This is a genomic window from Anoxybacillus sp. CHMUD (genome assembly GCF_013096965.1).
Lineage (GTDB): Bacteria > Bacillota > Bacilli > Bacillales > Anoxybacillaceae > Anoxybacillus > Anoxybacillus kestanbolensis_A.
In genome coordinates, this window is sequence record NZ_SDLG01000002.1 from 86487 (window position 1) to 104479 (window position 17993).

At 44.0% G+C, this 17993-nt stretch carries 19 protein-coding genes; 18 read left to right on the top strand and 1 reads right to left on the bottom strand.

From position 1 onward, the window contains the following. Window positions 1-7: 7 nt before the first annotated feature. The 15 genes from ETB99_RS01715 (at window position 8) to spoVM (ending at window position 14354) form a co-directional block, all read left to right on the top strand. The gene (locus ETB99_RS01715) at window positions 8-886 is read left to right on the top strand and encodes a YicC/YloC family endoribonuclease (protein WP_129000102.1); all 879 of its coding nucleotides are present in this window, start codon (window positions 8-10) and stop codon (window positions 884-886) included. Between the two features lie 30 nt (window positions 887-916). Beyond that, complete coding sequence (gene gmk / locus ETB99_RS01720) at window positions 917-1531, top strand: guanylate kinase (RefSeq protein WP_129000103.1); 615 nt, start codon at window positions 917-919, stop codon at window positions 1529-1531. Window position 1532: 1 nt separating this feature from the next. Next, the gene (gene rpoZ, locus ETB99_RS01725) at window positions 1533-1742 is read left to right on the top strand and encodes a DNA-directed RNA polymerase subunit omega (protein WP_003395016.1); all 210 of its coding nucleotides are present in this window, start codon (window positions 1533-1535) and stop codon (window positions 1740-1742) included. 69 nt (window positions 1743-1811) lie between these two features. Then, window positions 1812-3014: a bifunctional phosphopantothenoylcysteine decarboxylase/phosphopantothenate--cysteine ligase CoaBC gene (coaBC, locus tag ETB99_RS01730; protein WP_077429466.1), complete on the top strand. Its 1203-nt coding sequence runs from the start codon at window positions 1812-1814 to the stop codon at window positions 3012-3014. Continuing rightward, a complete protein-coding gene (gene priA / locus ETB99_RS01735) occupies window positions 3011-5425 on the top strand; it encodes a primosomal protein N' (protein ID WP_077429465.1) in 2415 nt (804 codons plus the stop codon). Before coaBC ends, priA begins: the two co-directional genes overlap by 4 nt. Window positions 5426-5442: 17 nt before the next feature. Continuing rightward, the gene (gene def / locus ETB99_RS01740) at window positions 5443-5916 is read left to right on the top strand and encodes a peptide deformylase (RefSeq protein ID WP_004891139.1); all 474 of its coding nucleotides are present in this window, start codon (window positions 5443-5445) and stop codon (window positions 5914-5916) included. Then, window positions 5913-6857 carry a methionyl-tRNA formyltransferase gene (fmt, locus tag ETB99_RS01745; RefSeq protein WP_077429464.1) on the top strand — a complete coding sequence of 315 codons (945 nt, stop codon included), beginning with the start codon at window positions 5913-5915 and terminating at the stop codon, window positions 6855-6857. Before def ends, fmt begins: the two co-directional genes overlap by 4 nt. Next, entirely contained in the window at window positions 6850-8190 is a 1341-nt protein-coding gene (gene rsmB, locus ETB99_RS01750) for a 16S rRNA (cytosine(967)-C(5))-methyltransferase RsmB (RefSeq protein ID WP_171699771.1), read from the top strand. Before fmt ends, rsmB begins: the two co-directional genes overlap by 8 nt. Then, complete coding sequence (gene rlmN / locus ETB99_RS01755) at window positions 8187-9236, top strand: dual-specificity RNA methyltransferase RlmN (RefSeq protein ID WP_064220615.1); 1050 nt, start codon at window positions 8187-8189, stop codon at window positions 9234-9236. The genes rsmB and rlmN overlap by 4 nt, the downstream gene beginning before the upstream one ends. 58 nt (window positions 9237-9294) lie before the next feature. After that, a complete protein-coding gene (locus tag ETB99_RS01760) occupies window positions 9295-10044 on the top strand; it encodes a Stp1/IreP family PP2C-type Ser/Thr phosphatase (protein ID WP_006323129.1) in 750 nt (249 codons plus the stop codon). Window positions 10045-10050: 6 nt separating this feature from the next. Further along, entirely contained in the window at window positions 10051-11976 is a 1926-nt protein-coding gene (pknB, locus tag ETB99_RS01765; RefSeq protein WP_171699772.1) for a Stk1 family PASTA domain-containing Ser/Thr kinase, read from the top strand. Window positions 11977-11989: 13 nt separating this feature from the next. After that, the gene (rsgA, locus tag ETB99_RS01770; RefSeq protein ID WP_064220613.1) at window positions 11990-12871 is read left to right on the top strand and encodes a ribosome small subunit-dependent GTPase A; all 882 of its coding nucleotides are present in this window, start codon (window positions 11990-11992) and stop codon (window positions 12869-12871) included. Window positions 12872-12873: 2 nt separating this feature from the next. After that, the gene (rpe, locus tag ETB99_RS01775) at window positions 12874-13530 is read left to right on the top strand and encodes a ribulose-phosphate 3-epimerase (RefSeq protein ID WP_077429459.1); all 657 of its coding nucleotides are present in this window, start codon (window positions 12874-12876) and stop codon (window positions 13528-13530) included. Window positions 13531-13560: 30 nt separating this feature from the next. Next, complete coding sequence (locus tag ETB99_RS01780; RefSeq protein WP_006323123.1) at window positions 13561-14199, top strand: thiamine diphosphokinase; 639 nt, start codon at window positions 13561-13563, stop codon at window positions 14197-14199. 74 nt (window positions 14200-14273) lie between these two features. Then, window positions 14274-14354, top strand: a complete 81-nt coding sequence (gene spoVM, locus ETB99_RS01785; RefSeq protein ID WP_003394991.1) for a stage V sporulation protein SpoVM — start codon at window positions 14274-14276, stop codon at window positions 14352-14354. 30 nt (window positions 14355-14384) lie between these two features. On the opposite strand, the gene rpmB is transcribed toward spoVM, so the two are convergent. After that, window positions 14385-14570, bottom strand: a complete 186-nt coding sequence (gene rpmB / locus ETB99_RS01790; RefSeq protein ID WP_003394988.1) for a 50S ribosomal protein L28 — start codon at window positions 14568-14570, stop codon at window positions 14385-14387. 220 nt (window positions 14571-14790) lie between these two features. Here rpmB and ETB99_RS01795 point away from each other — a divergent pair, with 220 nt between their 5' ends. The 3 genes from ETB99_RS01795 to sdaAB all read left to right on the top strand — a co-directional run bounded on the left by ETB99_RS01795 (window position 14791) and on the right by sdaAB (window position 17978). Further along, the gene (locus ETB99_RS01795; RefSeq protein ID WP_006323120.1) at window positions 14791-15153 is read left to right on the top strand and encodes an Asp23/Gls24 family envelope stress response protein; all 363 of its coding nucleotides are present in this window, start codon (window positions 14791-14793) and stop codon (window positions 15151-15153) included. 17 nt (window positions 15154-15170) lie between these two features. Then, window positions 15171-16829, top strand: a complete 1659-nt coding sequence (locus ETB99_RS01800) for a DAK2 domain-containing protein (protein ID WP_171699773.1) — start codon at window positions 15171-15173, stop codon at window positions 16827-16829. Between the two features lie 486 nt (window positions 16830-17315). Beyond that, on the top strand, window positions 17316-17978 hold the full coding sequence (sdaAB, locus tag ETB99_RS01805; protein WP_171699809.1) for an L-serine ammonia-lyase, iron-sulfur-dependent subunit beta: 663 nt from the start codon (window positions 17316-17318) through the stop codon (window positions 17976-17978). Window positions 17979-17993 lie beyond the last annotated feature (15 nt).

Sequence of the window (17993 nt, forward strand, 5' to 3'; positions counted from 1 at the left end):
TGAGAACATGATCATGAGTATGACAGGATTTGGTCGAGGGAAAAAAGAAGGCGAAAACGTACGCGTTACGGTGGAAATGAAATCTGTTAATCACCGTTTTTGTGAAATTTCGATCCGCATGCCTAGACAGTGGATGATGTTTGAAGATAAAATAAAAAGAGCGATTACTGAACATATTGCACGTGGACGTGTTGAGGTGTTTGTGACGATTGAAGGAGAACAGCTCGTTGAACGAACGCTACACGTTGACTGGCAGCTTGTCGATGCGTATTATCGCATGCTGCATGAGATGCGCAGTCGATTTCATTTTGCTGATGATATATCGCTTCGGGATGTTGTGCACATGCTATCCGATGCGGTTGAAATGACAGAACAGCCTGTGCAGAACGATGCGCTTCTTTCTTTACTTTTAGAAGCGACAAAAGAAGCGGTTGAGCAACTAAAATATATGCGCGAACAAGAAGGAAAAGCGCTATTAGCAGATATGCTGACGCAACTGGAGACGATTGAAAAAAGTGCACGTCGCATTGAACAACTTGCGCCAACGGTCGTTGCCTCTTACCGCGATCGCATACATAAGCGAGTGCACGAGTTTGTACAAGGTATCGTCGACGAACAACGGCTATTAACAGAAGTCGCTTTATTTGCAGAAAAAGTCGACATTAATGAAGAATTAAAACGCATATATAGCCATATCGAGCAATTCCGTCGCATCGTTTCCGAAGGAGGATCTGTCGGACGAAAGCTCGACTTTCTCGTTCAAGAGCTCCATCGCGAAACGAATACGATCGGTGCTAAAGCAAACGATAGCCACATTGCTTCGGAAGTTGTTAACATGAAAAGCGCCCTTGAAAAAATTAAAGAACAAGTGCAAAATGTGGAGTAGTTTGTTTATTACAGAAGGGTAGGGATCAACATGAAAGAGCGAGGTTTATTAATCGTTTTATCAGGGCCGTCCGGTGTCGGGAAAGGAACGGTACGAAAAGCGTTATTTTCGCAGCCAGATATTCAATTGCAATATTCCATTTCTGTCACAACGCGCCAGCCGCGCGAAGGCGAAGTGGACGGTGTCGATTACTTTTTCAAAACGCGCGAACAGTTTGAACACATGATTCGCAACAATGAGTTGCTAGAATGGGCAGAATATGTTGGCAATTATTACGGCACGCCAATTGCGTACGTGGAAAAAACGTTGCAAGAAGGAAAAGACGTCTTTTTAGAAATTGAAGTGCAAGGAGCGATGCAAGTTCGCAAAGTGTTCCCAGAGGCGCTCTTTATTTTCTTAGCCCCGCCAAGTTTAAGCGAATTGCGAAAACGAATCGAAATGCGCGGAACTGAATCGGAAGAACTCATTCGCGATCGGTTAAAGGCGGCAAAAGAAGAACTAGAAATGATGGATGCGTACGATTACGTCGTCGAAAACGACCAAGTCGAGCTTGCGTGTGAACGCATTAGAGCGATTGTGATGGCAGAGCATTGCCGACGCGAACGCGTCGCACAACGATACAAAAAGATGTTGGAGGTTGAGTAATATGTTGTACCCTTCCATTGATTTACTTATGACAAAATTAGATTCAAAATATACGCTTGTGACCGTGGCGGCGAAACGCGCCCGTCAATTGCAAGTCAAAAACGATTTAACAATCGAAAAACCTGTGTCGAAAAAATTTGTCGGCAAAGCGTTAGAAGAAATTGCGGCGGGTCATATTGAAGTCGTTAGCGAAGAAGAAGCAACGCAATAACCTACTTACGACAACCTAGTTTTAGGTTGTTATTTTTTTACAAATATCAAAACGAAAGGGGCAACGCTGATGCTTCAGCAAAAAAACATTTTATTATGTGTTACAGGTGGCATTGCTGTATATAAAGCTGCAGCGCTCACAAGCAAACTTGTGCAAGCGGGGGCGAACGTCAAAGTCGTTATGACGGAAGCTGCTTGTCAATTCGTCACACCGCTTACGTTTCAAGCGTTATCAAAAAATGAGGTGTACATCGATACATTTGATGAAAAAAAGCCGCACGTCATCGCACACATTGATTTAGCTGATTGGGCACATGTCGTACTCGTTGCCCCTGCGACTGCAAACACGATCGCAAAGCTCGCGCACGGTTTAGCTGACAATATGGTGACAACGATTTTGCTTGCGACAAAAGCACCGGTGTGGATTGCACCAGCGATGAACGTCCATATGTACGAACACCCAGCCGTCCAACAAAATATGCGCACGTTGCAGTCGTTCGGTTATCGCTTCATTGAACCAGCCGAAGGGATGCTTGCGTGCGGTTACGTTGGAAAAGGACGATTAGAAGAACCGGAAACGATCGTTACGTTGCTTGAACAACATTTTGCAACAAATCACATATTAAAAGGAAAAAAAGTGTTAGTAACCGCTGGTCCAACGCGTGAAAAACTTGACCCTGTTCGCTTTTTCAGCAATCATTCAACCGGAAAAATGGGCTATGCACTTGCAGAAGCCGCACGTGATTTTGGAGCGAATGTCGTTCTTATTTCTGGTCCGACGGCGCTTCCTAGCCCTCCGGGTGTACAAATGATTCGCGTTGAAAGTGCGCAACACATGTACGAAGAAGTGATGAACCATTTCCATGATAGTGACATCGTCATTAAAACAGCAGCGGTGGCGGATTATCGTCCGAAATATGTTGCTGACAATAAAATAAAAAAGCAACAAGGGGACTATACGGTCGTTTTAGAACGAACGATCGACATTTTACAAACGCTCGGTGAACAAAAAACACATCAATTTTTAGTCGGTTTTGCGGCAGAGACGAACGATGTTGAACGATATGCCAAAGATAAGCTGACACGCAAAAATGCGGATATGATCGTTGCCAATAACGTCGTTCAAGAAGGGGCGGGATTTGGGACGGATACAAACATTGTGACGCTGTTTAAACGAGACGGAACAGTGAAAAGCCTTCCGCTTTTACCAAAATCGGAAGTGGCAAAAGAAATTTTACGTGAAGTTCATCGTGAAATCGAGGGACGCGTATGACCATTGCTTCTGTCATTGTTGATATTCCAGCTAGTCAAACGGATCGCCCGTTTGATTATATCATCCCGCCTAAGTTTGTCGATATCGTACAACCAGGCATGCGCGTCGTCGTGCCATTTGGCAATAGACTTTTACAAGGATTTGTCATCGAAGTAAAAGAAACGACCGATATGCCCATCGAGCAACTAAAGCCAATTCATTCCCTTCTTGATGTCGTTCCTGTATTAAACGAGGAATTACTTCAATTAGGGAGGTGGCTAACCGAAACGACACTTTGTTTTATGGTATCTGCCTTTCAAGCGATGTTACCTGCGGCGATGAAAGCGAAATATGAGAAAGATATTCGACTCATCGAACAACATATGCCCCTCGTCCACGAAAACGTGCGCGCGCTGTTTCGTGATCGTCTCACCATCCCATGGAGCGAGGTTGAGCAAACGCCATATGTGCGCCTATTACAAAAAGAAATTGCAAAAGGTCATATTGAAGTCGTTTATCGAGTTGAAGAAAAAGGAAAAATAAAAACAGAAAAATGGGTCGAATTATGTGCAAATGACGAACACGTCACCCATGCACTTGCATCACTTTCAACGCGCGCAATGAAACAAAAGCAAGTGCTCGAACATTTGTTGACAGCACGAGCTTTGCCTTTAAAACAGCTGTTGAGCGAAACAAATAGCACATGGGCAACTGTTCAAACGCTCATTAAAAAACAACTTGTCGCTGTGAAAGAGAAAGAAATATATCGTGATCCGTACGCCAATCGCTCATTTTCAAAAACAAAACCATTCGTCTTAACAGATGAACAACATCAAGCGTTACAAGCGATCGGACAAGCCATTGAACAAAACGTGCACGATGTTTTTTTAATGTACGGTGTTACCGGGAGCGGAAAAACGGAAGTGTATATGCAAGCGATCGATCTCGTTTTAAAAAAAGGGAAAGAGGCGATTGTGCTCGTCCCTGAAATTTCGCTTACGCCTCAAATGGTCAGACGGTTTAAAGAGCGATTCGGCTCCAAAGTAGCCGTTCTTCATAGTGGATTATCACTCGGAGAAAAGTATGATGAATGGCGGAAAATTCAACGAAAAGAAGTGAAACTTGTCGTTGGCGCTCGCTCTGCCATTTTCGCCCCGTTTGAAAACATCGGCATCATCATTATTGATGAAGAACATGAAACGAGCTACAAACAAGAAGAATCGCCTCGCTATCATGCGCGCGATGTGGCTATTTTTCGCGGTTGTTACCATCGTTGTCCGGTTGTGCTCGGCAGCGCTACGCCATCACTTGAATCGTTTGCGCGTGCGAAAAAAGGGGTATATAAGCAAGTGACGTTAACGAAACGAATGAATGACCATGCGCTCCCACCTGTTGAGATTGTCGATATGCGTGAAGAACTGCGCGCAGGAAACCGTTCCATGTTTTCTCGTCTTTTATATGAAAAATTAACGGAGCGGCTACAAAAAGGGGAGCAGTCTGTTTTGTTTTTAAATCGTCGTGGTTATTCATCTTTTGTCATGTGTCGCGATTGCGGTCACGTCATTCAATGTCCACATTGCGATATTTCGCTTACGTATCATCGCGTGCAGCAGCAACTGAAATGCCATTATTGTGGATACGAACAGCGCATGTCTGCCCATTGTCCTGCTTGTCAAAGCGAACATATTCGTTTTTTCGGAACAGGAACACAAAAGGTGGAAGAAGAATTAACTAAACTTCTCCCTCATGCTCGCGTCATTCGCATGGATGTCGATACAACGAGCCGAAAAGGAGCACATGAACGGCTGTTAAACGAGTTTGGCGACGGAAAAGCGGACATTTTACTCGGCACGCAAATGATAGCGAAAGGGCTTGATTTTGCGAACGTCACATTAGTTGGCGTATTAGCGGCAGACACGATGCTTCATGTCCCTGACTTTCGGGCGGCCGAAAAAACGTTTCAACTGTTGACGCAAGTGAGTGGCCGAGCGGGGCGGCATCATTTGCCGGGAGAAGTCGTTATTCAAACGTATACGCCCGAACATTACAGCATTCAACTAGCAGCCGACCATCACTTCGAAGCATTTTATGAGCGCGAAATGATGAACAGAAAAAAACATGGATATCCACCGTTTTACTATTTAACGCTCATTACCGTATCCCATGTCGATGCGCTGAAAGGAATAAGCATCGCTGAAAAAATCGCTGCACATGTGAAAAAACATTTGTCAGCTGAAGCGGTCGTGTTAGGACCTGTTGCTTCGCCAATTGCACGCATGAACGATAGATATCGTTACCAATGCATGATAAAATACAAGCGGGAAACGAACTTAACGACAGCGCTTCGCGCGATTGTCGAACATTATCAGCGCGACATGGCGCGCGGCGATGTGACGATTACGATCGATTTAAATCCATATATGATGATGTAAATAAGGGAGGAACCATTTTGGCCATTTTACCGATTGTGACATATCCTGCACCCATTTTAGAAACGGTTTGTCAACCAGTCACCGTATTTGACCGAAAGCTAATCAAGTTATTAAATGATATGTACGATACGATGCTTGCGGCCGATGGAGTTGGATTAGCTGCTCCACAAATTGGTGTCGATCAACAAATTGCCATTGTCGATATTGGCGATCGCCATGGGCGCATTGAATTAATTAATCCAATCATCGTTGCCCAAAACGGCGAGCAAATCGGTCCCGAAGGCTGTTTAAGTTTTCCGGGACTGTTTGGGGAAGTAAAACGTTTTCAATACGTGAAAGTACGTGCGCAAAATCGTCGCGGTCGCCCGTTTGAAATCGAAGCGACCGGCTTTTTAGCGCGTGCCTTACAACATGAGATTGACCATTTACATGGCATATTATTTACGTCAAAAGTGATTCGCTATTATGAAGAAGGGGAGTTCGAACAATGAACATTGTGTTTATGGGAACACCTGATTTTGCTGTTCCGATTTTAGAACAATTGATCAAAGACGGATATAACGTCGTTGGCGTCGTTACACAGCCAGATAAACCGAAAGGGCGAAAACAACAATTGACGCCACCACCTGTCAAAGTGGCAGCGGAATCGTACGGCATTCCGGTATTTCAACCAACGAAAATTCGCGAGAAAGAACAATACGAGCACGTCATCGCTCTACAGCCTGATTTAATTGTGACCGCTGCATTCGGACAAATTTTACCGAAACCGCTTCTTGACGCACCAACGTACGGTTGTATTAACGTGCATGCCTCGCTTTTGCCTGAGTTGCGTGGAGGGGCACCGATTCATTACGCCATTTTACAAGGAAAAGAAAAAACAGGTATTACCATTATGTATATGGTTGAAAAACTAGATGCAGGCGATATATTAACGCAAGTGGAAGTGCCAATCGATGAGCGCGATACCGTCGGAACATTGCACGACAAACTAAGCCAAGCAGGAGCACGACTACTTTCTGAGACGCTCCCAAAACTGCTTCGAGGCGACATTACACCAATCAAACAAAATGATGAACAAGCGACGTTTGCGTACAACATTAAACCAGAACAAGAGCGAATCGATTGGACAAAAACAGGAGAAGACATTTACAACCATATTCGCGGCATGAATCCGTGGCCTGTTGCCTATACGATGTATGGTGAGGAACGGTGGAAAATTTGGTGGGGAGAAAAAGTACCCGCTTCTTCACAAGCGAAACCTGGTACCATTGTCGCCGTTGAACAAGATGGCATCATCGTTGCGACAGGGAATGAAACGGCAATTAAAATTACGGAACTACAACCAGCTGGGAAACGGAAAATGAGCGCAACTGACTTTTTGCGCGGCACGACGATTTCCATCGGGACAGTATTAGGAGGAACGAATGAGTAACGTGCGAAATGTAGCATTAGATGTGCTAATCGATATTGAAAAAAAACGAGCATATAGCAATTTATCATTACATCATGTGATCGAAACGAACGAATTATCCGCCCAAGACGTTGCCCTTTTAACAGAATTAGTATACGGCACGATTCAGCGACGCGATACGCTTGATTACTATTTACAGCCGTTTATCAAAGGAAAAATCGAGCCGTGGGTGCACCTACTACTTCGCATGTCGCTTTATCAAATGGTATATTTAGATCGAATCCCTGATCGGGCGGTGTTATTTGAAGCAGTCGAAATTGCCAAGCATCGTGGTCATCGTGGCATCGCTTCGCTCGTCAACGGCATATTACGTTCTGTTCAACGGCAAGGATTGCGCTCCTTGGACGACATAAAAGATGAGAGCGAACGGTTAGCCATCGCGACAAGTCATCCCGTATGGCTTGTGCGCCGATGGATCGAACAGTTTGGCTTCGATGAAACGAAACGGATGTGCGAAGTAAACAACTTCCCACCAGAACAAACAGCGCGAGTAAACGTGATGCGCGTAACCGTTGAAGAAGTTATCGATCGCCTAAAAGAAGAGGGAATAGAAGCTATCCCTTCTTCCATCGTTCCGATTGGCATTAAAATAACAAAAGGAAATGCCGCTAAAACGAGCGTGTTTCGCGAAGGGCTTATAACGATTCAAGATGAAAGTTCGATGCTTGTCGCTTATGCCCTTTCTCCAAACGAAACAGATGTCGTGTTAGACTGTTGTGCGGCTCCAGGCGGAAAAACGACGCATATCGCAGAGCGCATGAACAATCGCGGGCGCGTTGTCGCGTTAGATATTCACGATCATAAAGTAAAACTGATTGAACAGCAGGCGAAGCGACTCGGCTTGTCGAATATAGAAGCGAAACAGCTCGATAGCCGTCAAGCGCATACGCAATTTGCCACTGAAACGTTCGATCGCATATTAGTTGATGCCCCGTGTTCAGGGCTTGGTGTCATTCGTCGCAAACCGGAAATTAAATATGCGAAAAATGAAAAAGATATTACACAACTTGCGGACGTTCAACTCAATATTTTACGATCGGTTGCCCCGCTTTTAAAGCGTGGCGGAACGCTTGTATATAGCACATGTACCGTTGATCGCGAAGAAAATGAACAAGTCATCGCCCAGTTTTTAGCTGAACATCCCGAATATGATCGCGACGAAACACTTGCTTCGCGTCTACCATCGTCTGTTGCGTCATATGTAGATCGCGGCATGTTGCAATTGCTTCCTCATCACGTATATAGCGACGGATTTTTTATCGCAACATTGAAAAAGAAAGGTGACATCATATGAAACCATCCATTTACTCAATGCGTTTAGAAGATTTACAAAGTTGGGTGGAACAGCAAGGGGAAAAGCCGTTTCGCGCCACACAAATTTTTGAATGGCTATATAAAAAACGGGTGACGTCATTTGAAGACATGACGAATATTCCGAAAGCATTGCGCGAGCGGTTAGCTGAACATTTTGTCATTACAACGTTAAAAACGCTCGTACAGCAAACATCAAAAGACGGAACGATGAAATTTTTATTTGAGCTTCATGACGGTTATTCGATTGAAACGGTGCTTATGCGCCATGATTACGGAAATTCAATTTGTGTCACGACCCAAGTCGGCTGTCGCATTGGGTGTACGTTTTGCGCTTCGACATTAGGCGGATTAAAGCGCAATTTGCAAGCGGGTGAAATTGTCGCCCAAGTTGTCAAAGTGCAAAAGGCGCTCGATGAAACGAATGAACGTGTAAGCAGCATCGTTGTAATGGGAATAGGCGAACCGTTCGATAACTATGATGAGCTAATCAAGTTTTTAAAAATCGTCAACCACCCAAAAGGGTTGCATATCGGCGCGCGTCATATTACTGTATCGACAAGTGGTATCATCCCAAAAATTTACAAATTTGCCGATGAAAATATGCAAATTAATTTTGCGATTTCGCTTCATGCGCCAAATACAGAATTGCGCTCAAAACTAATGCCGATTAATCGAGCTTATAAATTGCCAGAACTCATGGAAGCGGTGCGCTACTACATTGAAAAAACGGGACGACGCGTCACATTTGAATACGGTTTATTTGGCGGTGTAAACGATCAAATTGAACATGCAGAAGAGCTTGCGGAGCTCATTAAAGGATTGAAATGCCATGTCAATTTAATTCCAGTCAACTACGTACCTGAACGCAACTACGTTCGTACACCGCGTGAACAAATTTTTGCGTTTGAGAAAACGTTAAAAAAACATGGCATTAATGTTACGATTCGTCGCGAGCAAGGACACGATATTGATGCTGCATGCGGACAGCTGCGCGCAAAAGAACGAAAAGAGGAGACGAAAGCGTAAGATGTAGCAACACCTATATGAAGGGAGGAAGCGATACTCTTGTGAGTGTCGTGCGTGTATGAAGGCGGTGTTTCAAACGGATGTCGGGAAAATTCGGTCACATAATGAAGATAATGGTGGAGTTTTTATTAATCAAGCGGGCAATTATTTAGCTGTTGTCGCTGACGGGATGGGGGGGCATCTCGCTGGCGACGTGGCGAGTGAAATGACGATGACGCAACTAAAACAATTTTGGGAAGAAACAGGCGAAATGACCTCGCCGCAACAGGCAGAAATGTGGTTAAAAGAACATGTTATGAAAGTAAACGAATCGCTTTTTCATCATTCGCAAACGAACGAGCATTGTCAAGGAATGGGTACGACCGTTGTTGCTGCTATTTGTACAAATCAGTTTGCGACAATTGGACACATCGGTGATAGCCGTTGTTATTTATTGAACGCAAACGGATTTCAACAAATGACCGAAGACCATTCCCTTGTGAATGAATTAGTGAAAAGTGGACAACTATCAAAAGAAGATGCGGAATACCATCCACGTAAACATGTACTATTGCGTGCGCTCGGAACGGAACAGACGATTCAGTTAGATGTCAAAACGGTTACGATCGACGAAGGAGATATGTTGCTCCTTTGTTCTGATGGGCTTTCTAATAAAGTGACGGAACAGACGATGATCGACGTATTAACGTCCGACCGTTCGCTTGAGGAAAAAGCGCAAGCGCTTATCAACGTCGCAAACGAGCACGGCGGCGAAGATAATATTACGTTAGCGATCGTACAATTTGTAGATGTGGATGAAAGTAGGTGATCGCTCGTGCTCATCGGCAAACGATTAAACGGTCGCTATAAATTGTTGCAACTTATCGGCGGCGGTGGAATGGCGAACGTTTATTTAGCTAGAGATATCATTTTAGATCGCGACGTTGCCGTCAAAGTGTTACGCTTAGATTTTGTAAACGATGAATTATTTATTAAACGTTTTCGCCGCGAAGCACAAGCCGCAACAAGTTTAAATCATGAAAATATTGTCACGATTTACGATGTTGGGGAAGATGACGGCATTTATTATATGGTCATGGAATATGTGCGCGGCTGTACGTTAAAACAATATATTCAACAACATGCCCCGCTTCCTGTGCAAGAGGCGCTACGCATGATGGATCAACTAACAGGAGCAATTGCTCACGCGCATCAAAACGGTGTTATTCATCGTGATATTAAGCCGCAAAATATTTTAGTGGCAGAAGACGGAACATTGAAAATTACAGATTTCGGTATCGCTGTCGCGTTAAGTTCAACAACGATTACACAAACGAACTCGGTGTTAGGATCGGTTCATTATTTATCACCGGAACAAGCAAAAGGCGGAATGGCAACGGAAAAGTCGGATATTTATTCACTTGGTATCGTCATGTTTGAACTATTGACCGGTCAACTACCTTTTTCAGGTGAATCGGCTGTCGCGATTGTGTTAAAACATTTGCAAACGGAGACGCCATCTGTACGACGATGGAATCCGAATATTCCACAAAGCGTAGAAAACATTGTGCTAAAAGCAACGGCGAAAAATCCGTTGCATCGCTACAATAGCGCGTTAGATATGCGACAACATATTCGTACCGCTCTTTCACCTGAACGTATAAACGAAGCAAAATTCACGCTCCCTATCGAAGACGATGATGAGGAAACAAAAGTAGTGCCGATTATTAAATCACCTGCTCCATCGCTAGAAAAAAGGGAAAACGTGCCCGCTCCAAAAGAAAAAAGGTCAAAAAAATGGATCGCTTTATGGGCGCTGTTTCTTTTGTTGTTCATCGGGGCTGGAGTGAGTGCGGTCACATGGCTTCCTGATTTATTTTTCCCGAAAGATGTCACTGTACCGGATGTGACGAACAAACATTATGATGATGCGATCGCGGAACTGACATCATTAGGTTTAAAAATCGAAGAAACGATCGAACAAGAACATGATGACATCGCCGAAGGATTTGTTATCCGCACGAATCCACAAGCTGGAAAAGTCGTGAAAGCAGGAACGGCTGTCACCATTTATAAAAGTATCGGAAAGAAAAAAGTCGCGTTCAAAAATTATGTGGGTGAACAAATTGCTGATGTCGAACCGCAATTGCGTTCAGAAAAATATTTGCTTATCGATAAAAAAGAAGTATATAGTGATGAGCCAGCAGGGACGATTATTGAACAATTTCCGCTTCCGGGTGAAAAAGTTGTACCAGAAGAAACAGAAGTGCGTTTTACGGTAAGCCTTGGACGCGAAAAAATCATTTTAAAAGATTTAACAGGATATACGGAAAAGAGCGTACGTGACTACGCGGCAGATCAACAATTGTATGTCATCGTCAAACAACGATATTCCGATACGGTCGAAAAAGGGCTCGTTATTTCTCAAACGCCACAAGCGAATGCAAAACTAGAAAAAGGAGCAACCGTTACGGTCGTCATTTCCCTCGGAAAAGAGCCGGTACAAACAAAGAAAGTAATTCAAGACATCGACATTCCGTATGAACCGCCTGTTGATGTGAACGAACCAGTCATGGCAGAATTATATATTGAAGACGAAAATCATTCGTTCGCTCAACCGTACAAGCGATATCGTTTAACAAATGACGTGAAAGAACGTGTCGAATTTGTTATTCAACAAGGAAAACAAGGAAAATATCGCGTCGTCGTTAATGGCACGACGGTGCGCGAAGGCATTGTTCCATATCCAACAACACCGTAGAAGGAGGGAAGCCATGGCGGAAGGAAAAATTATTAAAGCGTTAAGCGGCTTTTATTACGTGTTAAGTGACGGGCAAGTGTATCAATGTCGTGGTCGTGGGGTGTTTCGCAAGCGAAAGGTGACGCCACTTGTTGGCGATTACGTTTCCTTTCAAGCGGAAAATGAACGAGAAGGTTACATATTAGACGTGTTTGAGCGGAAAAATGAACTTGTTCGCCCGCCGATCGCGAATATTGATCAAGCGATTTTAGTGTTTTCAGCCGTCGAGCCGGATTTTAGCCCAGGATTACTTGACCGCTTTCTCGTACTCATTGAAGCAAAAAACATTCGTCCGATTATCGTCGTCAGCAAAATGGATTTAGTCGACGATGAAACGAAGCCGCGCATCGAACAATATATTCGCGACTACCGTCAAATTGGATATGACGTGTTAGAAGTATCTGTCAAGACGCGTGCAGGAGTTGACGTGTTATTGCCTTACTTGGAAGGAAAAGTGTCCGTATTTGCTGGGCAATCTGGTGTCGGAAAATCGTCTTTACTCAATGCGTTACGTCCAGGCTTACAGCTAAAAACAGGCGACATTTCCCATCACCTTGGACGTGGAAAACATACGACAAGACATGTCGAGTTCATTGAAATCGGAGGCGGCTTTGTCGCAGATACACCAGGATTTAGTGCGCTAGAATTCGATGAGATAGAACTCGAACAATTGCCGCTTTGTTTTCCGGAGTTTGTAGCTAGAAGTGCCGATTGTAAATTCCGTGGTTGTACGCATACAGCTGAGCCGAAATGTGCGGTGAAAGAGGCGTTAGCGTCGGGGGACATTCCTTCTTATCGTTATGAACATTACGTAAGCTTTATCGAGGAAATAAAAGAACGAAAGCCGAGGTATTAAACATGGTTAAAATTGCACCATCCATTTTATCTGCCAATTTTGCTAAACTTGGCGAAGAAATTATCGACGTAGAGCGCGGGGGAGCGGATTATATTCATGTTGATGTCATGGACGGGCATTTCGTCCCAAATATCACCATCGGACCGCTCATCGTCGAGGCGATTCGTCCTGTGACGACATTGCCGCTTGACGTTCATTTAATGATTGAACAACCCGATCGTTATATCCCGACATTTGCAAAAGCAGGAGCAGATTATTTGACGGTACATGTTGAAGCGTGTCCGCATTTACATCGCACGATCCATCTTATTAAAGAACATGGTGTGAAAGCAGGAGTAGCGTTAAATCCGCATACGCCGATTTCGATGATTGAACATGTGATTGAAGACCTCGACCTCGTTTTATTTATGACGGTCAACCCTGGTTTTGGCGGACAATCGTTTATTCCGGCAGTGCTTCCAAAAATTCACGCATTCTCAACACTCGTTCGTGAACGAGGGGTTTCTGTTGAAATCGAAGTCGACGGCGGCATTCACGCAGAAACGGCAAAGCTTTGCGTCGAAGCCGGTGCGAACGTGCTCGTTGCTGGATCAGCCATTTATAATCAAGCCGATCGTGCTAAAGCGATTCGCGCTATTCGTGAGGGTGTGTCATCTTGACACATCCTTCTTTCTTAGGAGGTGAGCCCATTGATTATTCATCTTGTAGCAGGCGGACCGACCAATCTTTTGCCACATTTACAAGCTTATGACGGAGAAGATGTATGTTGGGTAGGAGTAGATCGCGGCGTTTTAGCGTTGCTTGATGCGGGAATCATGCCAAAGCGAGCATTTGGCGATTTTGACTCAATTGATGAACAAGAGTTACAACAATTGAAAAACAAATTACCTCACATCGACATATGGCCAGCGGAAAAAGATCAAACCGACACAGACATTGCGCTCGATTGGGCGCTGGAACAAAAGGCAACGAAAATTCGTTTGTTTGGGGTGACCGGCGGACGACTTGACCATTTATTCGGGAACGTACAGCTTTTGTTTAAAGGAAAAGATGGACAAATTGAATTAATTGATCGCCAAAACGTCGTTACGCTTTATCGAAGCGGCGAACATACGGTTAAAAACGAGGGGAATTATTCGTATATTTCCTTTATCCCAATGACCCCGATTCGCGCTTTAACGCTTCGCGGATTTAAATATCCGCTTAATGCGCACGATATACCACTCGGCTCAACATTATGCGTAAGTAATGAACTCATCCATCATTTTGGTACTTTTTCGTTTACTGAAGGCATATTAATGATGATAAGAAGCAAGGATGAAAAATAAACGCTTCGAGGTACGATTTGTGCGGAGATGAATATAATGGTAGAAGAGTGTGCACAGTAGGGGAGGGAATCATGGTGAAATTTTATACGATTAAGTTGCCAAAATTTTTAGGTGGAATTGTACGAGCGATGTTAAACTCGTTCAAAAAAGGATAAAAAGCACCAAATGATTGGTGCTTTTTTCTATTACACACGTTCTACTTTTCCGGATTTTAATGCGCGAGCAGAAACCCAAACGCGCTTTGGCTTTCCGTCAACTAAAATGCGAACTTTTTGAAGGTTTGCTTTCCATGTGCGGCGGCTCGCATTCATTGCGTGAGAACGAGCGTTTCCGAATGATTTTTTCTTACCAGTCACAAAGCATTTTGCCATTTTGTTTCCCTCCTCACTTGCCAAACTACGTGCTCAAAACACTACTATAATTTATCATACATAAAAACGGATTGCAATACTTCCGATCAACTGTTTCAAGAAAATAACCTTGACATCTGTTTTCTGTTTCGGGTAAATATACTATGGGTAGGAGCTTTTAAAAATAAGCGGAGTATAGTACAATGGCGTTAGCTACCTAACAAGAAAGGGGACTTGAGCGATGTCCATTGAATTGCAAACGAAATACGGTCGTGTTGAAATTAGTAACGATGTGATTGCAGCGATTGCCGGGGGAGCGGCAGTAGATTGTTACGGTATTGTCGGTATGGCCTCAAAAAATCAACTGAAAGACGGCATTGCTGAAATTTTACGTCGTGAAAATTTCGCGAAAGGCATTGTTGTACGCCAAGAGAACGATGAAGTGCACATTGATTTATACGTCATCGTCAGCTATGGAACAAAAATTTCTGAAGTGGCACATAACGTCCAAACGAAAGTGAAATATACGTTAGATCAAACGTTAGGTTTATCTGTTCAGTCAATTAACATCTATGTTCAAGGGGTTCGTGTCACGAATCCGTAGTGAGGAGGAACTAGTCTGTGGCAATGACAACATTAGATGGGAAACGCTTTGCACAAATGGTATTGCAAGGCGCGACACATTTAGCGAACAACGCAAAAACGGTAGACGCATTAAACGTTTTTCCCGTTCCGGATGGGGATACAGGAACGAATATGAATTTGTCGATGACGTCCGGTGCGAAAGAAGTAAAAAACCACGTATCTGATCATATCGGAAAAGTGGCGGGCGCATTAGCGAAAGGATTGCTAATGGGAGCGCGCGGCAACTCGGGCGTTATTTTATCACAACTATTTCGTGGATTTGCGAAGGCGATTGAACAAAAAAGTGAAATTAACAGCAAAGAGTTTGCGGCAGCGCTTGAAGCAGGTGTACAAACAGCATACAAAGCGGTCATGAAACCGGTTGAAGGCACGATTTTAACGGTTGCAAAAGATGCAGCAAAGCGCGCAGTAGCTGTGGCGAAAAAAGAAGCTGACATCGTCGTTGTAATGACGGAAGTATTAAAAGAGGCAAAAGCATCGCTGAAGCGCACCCCTGATTTGCTTCCTGTATTAAAAGAAGTAGGTGTCGTCGACAGCGGCGGCCAAGGTCTCGTATTTGTGTACGAAGGGTTTTTAGCCGCATTAAAAGGCGAAACGATTGCAGAAACAGAAGCGTTGTCGATGGAACAGCTCGTTCGTACCGAACATCACCGCAATGTGCAAAGCCATCTTAGCGCAGATGATATTGAATTTGGGTATTGTACGGAATTTATGGTGAAGTTTGAACAAGATAAAGTAGCGAAACATCCATTTCGTGAAGAGACGTTCCGTCAAGATTTGAGCCGCTTCGGCGATTCGCTACTTGTCATTGCAGATGATGAAGTAGTGAAAGTGCATATTCATGCAGAACAACCGGGCGAAGTGCTCACATACGCGCAACGTTACGGAAGCTTAATTAATATTAAAATCGAAAATATGCGTGAACAGCATGCAAATATCGTCCATCAAGAGATGCAATCATCGAAAAAGCAAGAACGCATCCCGTACGGCATCGTTGCGGTAGCCATGGGCGATGGCATTGCTGAATTATTTAAAAGCATTGGTGCTCATGCGGTCATCGAAGGCGGACAAACGATGAATCCGAGCACAGAAGACATCGTAAAAGCAATTGAAGAAGTAAATGCCCAAACGGTATTTGTTTTGCCAAACAATAAAAACATCATTTTAGCAGCTCAACAAGCTGCGTCTGTCGCTTCATGTGATGTAGTCGTCATTCCATCAAAAACCGTTCCACAAGGAATGACAGCATTGCTTTCATTTAATCCTTCTGCGACAAAAGAAGAAAACGAGGAAGTAATGACAGAGGCACTTGCCCGCGTAAAAACAGGACAAGTAACGTTTGCTGTACGCGATACAAACATTGACGGCGTTGAAATTGAAAAAGACGATTATATGGGAATTGCCGACGGCAAAATTGTCGTATCTCATAAAGAACTTTATTCTGTCGTTGAGACGCTACTTACGCATATGATTGGCGAAGAAGATGAAATTGTAACAATTCTTTCTGGTGAAGATGCGACCGAAGAACAAACTGCGCACATCGTTCAATTTATTGAACAACAATTCCCGCATGTGGAAGTTGAAACACATCATGGCGGTCAGCCGTTATATCCGTTTATTTTTGCGATTGAATAAAACGCATGGTTGCTATTCACATACGATAAAAGAAGGGGAACGTTCCCCTTCTTTTTCGTGAAGATAACAAAGGGGAGAACAAATGTCAACTACCCCCACTTAGCTAACGCTTGAAGTGAGGGCTTGCAACTCCCCAGAAGTGCAAACGGACTTCTTCCTCCTTCCTTGACTTGGGGTTGCATCAGGGGCAGGTTGACGACTACCCAACGACGCAGGTCATGCCTGCATCGTTACCGATTCTCTCGGTGTGTCTGTTGGCAGTACTTGGCTTCCACACACAACAGACGGACCCACGCTCGATGTTTTACGGTTACAACGTTTCCTGTAACCAACTCCATACATCGAGTAGCAGTTATTGGAGTGCCTTTATTGAACGGTTTTCTCCACGCCTTTATTATATCATACACAAAAGAAAGGGGGAACGCGCATTCCTCTCCCACTTACTCCCTTTGGTCGTTGAAGTGGGAGTCTCCTGCGCGAAATAGGATGAAATATCGGAGTGTATTTGATATTATCGGTCCGATTATGATTGGTCCGTCGAGCTCGCATACGGCAGGAGCAGTACGCATCGGCAAAGTGGCACGCAACTTATTCGGCAGAAAACCAACGTGGGCGGATATTTTCTTTTACGGTTCATTTGCCCAAACGTATAAAGGACACGGAACAGATGTCGCCATCGTCGGCGGTTTATTAAATTTCGATACGTTTGATGAACGAATGAAAACATCGTTGCAAATCGCCAAACAAGAAGGGATTCGCATCACGTTTCATGAAGAGGAAGCCATTCCTCCTCACCCAAATACAGCAAAAATTCGCCTCGGCGATGAACAAGGTGAGCTTGAGCTTGTCGGCATTTCCATTGGCGGTGGGAAAATCGAAATTATTGAGCTAAACGGTTTCGAGCTGAAGCTTTCTGGTCATCATCCTGCCCTTTTAATTATGCATAATGACCGTTACGGTGCCATCGCAGGAGTAGCGAACGTGCTAGCGAAATATGCGATTAATATCGGTCATATGGAAGTATCGCGAAAAGAAAAAGGAAAACAGGCGTTAATGACGATCGAAGTCGATCAAAATATTGATGATGCGATCGTTGAGCAATTAAAAGCGTTACCACATATTATTGATGCAACAAAAATTGTTGAGTAAAGCGGTGCAAAGGGG

Bases quoted from the DNA above. Each gene is read 5' to 3' on its own strand.
- ETB99_RS01715 (WP_129000102.1), top strand. From the start codon at position 8: ATGATCATGAGTATGACAGGATTTGGTCGAGGGAAAAAAGAAGGCGAA.
- gmk (WP_129000103.1), top strand. From the start codon at position 917: ATGAAAGAGCGAGGTTTATTAATCGTTTTATCAGGGCCGTCCGGTGTC.
- rpoZ (WP_003395016.1), top strand. From the start codon at position 1,533: ATGTTGTACCCTTCCATTGATTTACTTATGACAAAATTAGATTCAAAA.
- coaBC (WP_077429466.1), top strand. From the start codon at position 1,812: ATGCTTCAGCAAAAAAACATTTTATTATGTGTTACAGGTGGCATTGCT.
- priA (WP_077429465.1), top strand. From the start codon at position 3,011: ATGACCATTGCTTCTGTCATTGTTGATATTCCAGCTAGTCAAACGGAT.
- fmt (WP_077429464.1), top strand. From the start codon at position 5,913: ATGAACATTGTGTTTATGGGAACACCTGATTTTGCTGTTCCGATTTTA.
- rsmB (WP_171699771.1), top strand. From the start codon at position 6,850: ATGAGTAACGTGCGAAATGTAGCATTAGATGTGCTAATCGATATTGAA.
- rlmN (WP_064220615.1), top strand. From the start codon at position 8,187: ATGAAACCATCCATTTACTCAATGCGTTTAGAAGATTTACAAAGTTGG.
- ETB99_RS01760 (WP_006323129.1), top strand. From the start codon at position 9,295: ATGAAGGCGGTGTTTCAAACGGATGTCGGGAAAATTCGGTCACATAAT.
- rsgA (WP_064220613.1), top strand. From the start codon at position 11,990: ATGGCGGAAGGAAAAATTATTAAAGCGTTAAGCGGCTTTTATTACGTG.
- rpe (WP_077429459.1), top strand. From the start codon at position 12,874: ATGGTTAAAATTGCACCATCCATTTTATCTGCCAATTTTGCTAAACTT.
- rpmB (WP_003394988.1), bottom strand. From the start codon at position 14,570: ATGGCAAAATGCTTTGTGACTGGTAAGAAAAAATCATTCGGAAACGCT.
- ETB99_RS01795 (WP_006323120.1), top strand. From the start codon at position 14,791: ATGTCCATTGAATTGCAAACGAAATACGGTCGTGTTGAAATTAGTAAC.
- sdaAB (WP_171699809.1), top strand. From the start codon at position 17,316: ATGAAATATCGGAGTGTATTTGATATTATCGGTCCGATTATGATTGGT.